The organism is Streptomyces sp. NPDC041108 (assembly GCF_055592645.1).
Window position 1 is genome coordinate 1 of sequence record NZ_JBVIYK010000048.1, and the last position, 4,924, is coordinate 4,924.

At 68.2% G+C, this 4,924-nt stretch carries 5 protein-coding genes; 2 read left to right on the forward strand and 3 right to left on the reverse strand.

The annotated features are described in order from the left end of the window. Nucleotides 1-209: 209 nt before the first annotated feature. Entirely contained in the window at nt 210-488 is a 279-nt protein-coding gene (locus ACZ6BB_RS42070; RefSeq protein WP_471620359.1) for an RICIN domain-containing protein, read from the reverse strand. Between the two features lie 114 nt (nt 489-602). Here ACZ6BB_RS42070 and ACZ6BB_RS42075 point away from each other — a divergent pair, with 114 nt between their 5' ends. Further along, entirely contained in the window at nt 603-1,700 is a 1,098-nt protein-coding gene (locus ACZ6BB_RS42075) for an integrase core domain-containing protein (RefSeq protein WP_471620360.1), read from the forward strand. 152 nt (nt 1,701-1,852) lie between these two features. On the opposite strand, the gene ACZ6BB_RS42080 is transcribed toward ACZ6BB_RS42075, so the two are convergent. Together ACZ6BB_RS42080 and ACZ6BB_RS42085 are read right to left on the reverse strand one after the other, a co-directional pair. Next, nucleotides 1,853-3,145, reverse strand: coding sequence for a WD40 repeat domain-containing protein (locus tag ACZ6BB_RS42080; protein WP_471620361.1), 1,293 nt, complete (start codon nt 3,143-3,145; stop codon nt 1,853-1,855). A gap of 254 nt (nt 3,146-3,399) precedes the next feature. Then, entirely contained in the window at nt 3,400-4,101 is a 702-nt protein-coding gene (locus ACZ6BB_RS42085; protein WP_471620363.1) for a DUF4253 domain-containing protein, read from the reverse strand. 135 nt (nt 4,102-4,236) lie between these two features. Here ACZ6BB_RS42085 and ACZ6BB_RS42090 point away from each other — a divergent pair, with 135 nt between their 5' ends. After that, nucleotides 4,237-4,872, forward strand: a complete 636-nt coding sequence (locus ACZ6BB_RS42090; RefSeq protein ID WP_471620362.1) for a hypothetical protein — start codon at nt 4,237-4,239, stop codon at nt 4,870-4,872. The last annotated feature ends 52 nt before the right edge of the window (nt 4,873-4,924 follow it).

The window sequence follows — 4,924 nt, forward strand, 5'->3', positions numbered from 1 at the left end:
CCGCTCGAACAGCTCCCACAACTCGTCCGGCACCATGCGCTCGACCATCACCACACGGGCAGACTACCCAGCACCCCAAATGAGACGACGTCTTACTGCCGCCCTCCGCCCGCTCCTCTTGCCTTGTTGTGGTCGCGTGGGGCGGTGCCGACTGGTGTCGTCGGCACCGCCCCACGGGCGGGTCGTGCTGTTCGTGGCGGCGGACGTGATCAGTCCACGTTGACGATCTTCCAGAGCTGGCCGTCGGCGTTCGTGTCGGTCGTCTGGACGAGCTGGGCGCCCGACGTGGCGAGCGCCAGCAGCTTGTCGCTCTTCATGTTCTTGATCTTGTAATAGCCGTTTCCGGTGGCGACCAGGGTCCAGTGCTGGTTCGCACCGTTGTTGTCGGACCATTGGACTATGCCCGCGCCGTCCATGGTGAGCCCGTCCTTGACGTCCAGCAGCTTGCCGGTGTCCTGGCTGACGATCTCGTAACTCCCGTCACCCACCGGGACGTTGCCCTTGCCGATAACGTCATCCGCGCTGGTTGGAGCCAGTGCGCGACGGTTCGCGGGATGTCGGCTGCTTCGCCGACGTCGATCACCCAGGCATGATGACCGACCATGCTGCTGCGACTGGTGTACCTGGGCATGGCGAGCGCCTTCGCGATGCTGCGGCTGCTGCCGATGAGCGATCGGGACATGGACGTGGAGGTCCTGCCTCTGCGCCATCAGATCGCGGTGCTGGAGCGGCAGCTGAACGGGCAGCGGGTGCGGTTCGACGCGGGCGACCGGGCGTTCCTGGCGGCGCTGCTCCAGGGTCTGCCGCCCGAGGTGCTGCGTCGGATGCGGCTGCTGGTGCGGCCCGACACCGTGCTGCGTTGGCACCGCGACATGGTCGCCCGCCGCCACGCCGCCCGGTCCCGGCCGAAACGCGGGGGCCGACCGCGCACCGTGCGCTCCGTCCGCGCCCTGGTCCTGCGCCTGGCCCGCGAGAACCCGACCTGGGGCTACCGGCGCCTGCACGGTGAACTGCTCGTCCTCGGCGTGAAAGTGGCGGCGTCCACGGTCTGGGAGATCCTCAAGGACACTGGGATCCCGCCGACACCCGAGCGGACGTCCAGTACCTGGGCGGACTTCCTGCGCTCCCAGGCGGACGCGCTCCTCGCGTGCGACTTCTTCGAAACCGTCACCCTGCCCGGGGTGCGGCTGTACGTGTTCGCGCTCATCAAGCACACCGACCGGCGCATCCGGATCCTGGGTGTGGCCGCGCACCCGACCGCCTCCTGGGTCGTGCAGGCGGCGAGGAATCTCGTCATGGACCTCCAGGACGTCGGCTGCCAGGCCCGCTACCTGATCCGGGACCGGGACGGGAAGTTCCCCGAACTGTTCGACACGATCCTCGCCGATGCGGGGATCGAGGTCGTGCTCAGCGGCATCCGGATCCCCCGCATGAACTCCATCATGGAGAGATGGGTGCAGACCTGCCGCCGTGAACTGCTGGACCGCACCCTGATCTGGAACCAGCGGCATCTCCTCCACGCACTGCGGGAGTTCGAGCAGTTCTACAACGCGCACCGGCCGCACCAGGGCATCGCGAACGCCCGCCCGCTGCACCCGCTCCCCGAACCGATCACCGATCGGGACGAAATCGCCCGCCTCGACATACATCGAACCGACCGACTCGGCGGCCTCCTTCACGAGTACCAGCATGCTGCGTGACCAGGCCGGATGAGGTTTCCGGCAGGGGCAACGTCACCTTCATGCATTTCCTCAGCGTCGCTCAACACCAATGGCCGCTGGATCCGCGGGATCCAGGCTTCTCATCCCGCCAGAGCCGGTGACGAAGCGACCGGTTGGGATTCCTCCCTCGGTCAAGGGGTCGCGCGCCAGATCCGCGCGGTCCCGTCACCGCTGACGGTGGTGATGGTGCGGCCGTCCGGGGAGTACGCGACATCCTGAACCGGGCCTTTGTGTCCCTTGAGGAGCTGGAGTGCGGTACCGGTCCTGACGTCCCAGACCTGCGGAGTGTTGGCCCAGGACTCGTTCGCGCGGCTGTGCCTGACCACCAGGGTGTGACTGTCCGGGGCCCAGGCAATCTGATCCACCTGCTCGCTATTGCCGACCGATATCAGGAGACCATGCAGGCCACGTAGCGTACGGAGCTTTTTGCCGCTCGCCGGATCGACCAGCCAGACGTCGTCGCCACTGCGCTCCGCCAGCAGGCTCCCGTCCGGTGCGTAGACCGGCGTGCTTCCCTCATACGGCCCTGACGACCACCGCACAGCACCTGTCGCCGTGTCCCAGGCCCGAACCCTGTCACCATCGGCGACCACGGTTCTTCCGTCCGGCGCGAACCCGACCGTCCAGGCGAAATGCCCTCCGGACGGGTCGAGCGGGTGTACCCGGGCACCGGTGGCGACGTCCCAGATGCCGCCCTGCCGTTCGGCCACGGCGGCGATGGTCCTGCCGTCCGGCGCGAATGCCGCATCCTGGGCTGAGACGTCGATCCGGTGGCGGAGCGCGCCGGTGGCCACGTCCCAGAGCTGCAGACGGTCACCGGTGGCCGCGATGGTACGACTGTCGGGTGAGTACACCAGTTTGCTGACGCGCAGCGGCATCAGCCCCTCGGGATGGGTGACCGGGACCTTGATCACGGTGCGCGTGGCACCGGTCTGCGTATCCCAGATCTGGATCGTCTTCCCGTCGTTGAGCTCCGTCGCCACCGTGTCGCCGTCCGGTGCGAAAACCACCTTCCGGTAGGAGTGTCGCGCATTGGAGTCAACGGCGAAGGGCAGGACGTGTCGACGCGTGCCCTTGCCGACATCCCACAGTTCTACAGTGCCGTTGTTACTCCAGGAAGCCAGGGTGTGCCCGTCGGGCGAGTACGCCACCGGGCCCCTCAACGGCAACGTCCGCAGCGTCACGCCGTCGGACGACGCGGTGGGATCGTACAAGCCCAGGATGCGGCGCGCCTGCGTGTACACGAGGGGCGTGATACCGGCGAGCAGCCCGACCACCAGCAGAACAACCACGATCACTCGCCCACCCCTTCGTTTGCGCTGCCGTCCTGCACCGGGAGCGGAGACGGGTCCCCTCGGATCACCGAACCCGCGGTTGCCCGCTTGCGGAAAGATCGGAGGCGGCGTGGGTTTCAGGTCGCTCACGGTTGAATCCTCCGAGTCGGGTGCGTCGTGATGCGCTGACCAGACCTGTGCCGGGACCGCCGGCGCCGCGTATGGCGAGGCTAACCACGCATCCCGATGCCGGCATCAGTAGAGCTACTTAGTTGTGATGTGCAGTTGTCGTCGGCGGTGACGTAGCCAGCGGTGAACTGGGCGTGGCGAAAGGCGCAGTGGTCGTGGTTTCAGTCGGGCCGGTAAGGGTGCCATTGGCGCCAGCGCAGGTCACGGTGGGTCAGTCAGGTCTCCCGGCCTATCAGCCGCCAGCGCCATCGGTCACGGCTCGATCCTCGCGCAGTACCGTCTGCCCCGATCCTCGCGGCGCCCGCCGGCCTGTCTGGAGCGGGTGTGCATTGCCGTCCAGGCCGCCGACATCCGCACCCCGGGTTCCTGCAGCGGCGGCACTCCGGGCCTGCCGTCAGCCCGCTGACGCCCATGCCGGCCGTAGCCCGGCGAGTTCTCGGTCGGCGCCGTCCGCACTGTCGGACAGTGCGCGAGTTGGACGGCCCGGCACGATCCTGGAGGTGCGGACCGCCCGGAGCTGGGGCCGCCACAGGAGTACATCGAGGAGTCGCCGGACGTGCTCCGTGTCTCACTGAACCAAGCACGATCGGGGCGACTCCGAATCTCAGCCCCACCGGAAGATCCCAGGCGCCCTCGCCGAGCAGGTATTGCGCGTAGGCGGCCACGCTGCCGCTGCCTTGATCGATGTCGGCCGGACAGAACGCATAGTGCTCGGCGGCGACCAGCAGGGCGTCGTCCATCCCCGTGGGCGGAACGGCAACGCTGAGGTCCAGGGTGTCGAACCCCACCCCGACGACCCGGCAGCCGTAGCGCTGCTCCCGACTGCGGACCACCGCTGTGGTCTTTCCCGTGTCGATCCAGTGGTCGACCGGGCCGTTCCGCGTCGGCTCGACACCGGCGCCCCGCTGCGCCAGCATCTGCACGCGACGATCGAGGTCTCGGCGTGGACGTACCGTAGGGCGTTCCAGACGGCTCGCTGAAGGTGCACTGAACGTTTCGGGCCGGCGCGGCGTCGAAGTGGCGCAAGGAACGGTCGGGAATAGGGGGCGGACATGCGCAGGCGGCTCGTCGCGGTGGCAGCCGCACTGGTGGCTGTCGTGGGATGCGGCGCCGAGGACGACGAGGACGTGATCATCGACTACGGGCCGGCGGAGACGCCGTACAGCGGTCCGCTCCACATCGAGACCGAGGAGGTGAACGAGGACACTCCGGAGGCCATGCTGCTCGCCTCGGGCGCTGCGGGCCGGGCGCTGGAGTGCAAGGGGGAGATCTCCCGGGGCGGTGCGCCCGACGGCTGGGGGAGGGGCGACGGCGGCAAGACACCGGAAGACGGGCTCAGGCTCTACTTCCGTATGTTAGAGCCGGGCGGCATCCCCCCAAGGTTCAGCGTGGAACGCGAGGAGACCGACAGCGTCCTGTACACGCACCGTGTCTACGGTCGGACGCAGACGGCGGTAGTGGTCGCCAAGGACCAGGAGGGCAGACCGGGTTGGGGCCCGGAGACCTACGCCTCCTGCGACCACGCCCGGCGAGCGTCACCGACTCCGGCCACGAGGGGATCTGGACCGACCGGAACGGCCGACGCGTCGCAACCACGACACCGAGCAGCTCCGTCGGCGCCGAGTACCGCGACTGGGGGTGTGGGTACTGACCTTTTCGGGTTGCCTTCGGGTGGTGACGTTGGGTGATCCCTGCGGTATGCCGGTGTTATGCGGTACGCGGATGGTGGGGGCCTGACTG

What these genes read in the sequence shown, in the direction of transcription:
- ACZ6BB_RS42075 (WP_471620360.1), top strand. Translation starts at nt 603, where the DNA reads ATGCTGCTGCGACTGGTGTACCTGGGCATGGCGAGCGCCTTCGCGATG.
- ACZ6BB_RS42085 (WP_471620363.1), bottom strand. Translation starts at nt 4,101, where the DNA reads ATGCTGGCGCAGCGGGGCGCCGGTGTCGAGCCGACGCGGAACGGCCCG.
- ACZ6BB_RS42090 (WP_471620362.1), top strand. Translation starts at nt 4,237, where the DNA reads ATGCGCAGGCGGCTCGTCGCGGTGGCAGCCGCACTGGTGGCTGTCGTG.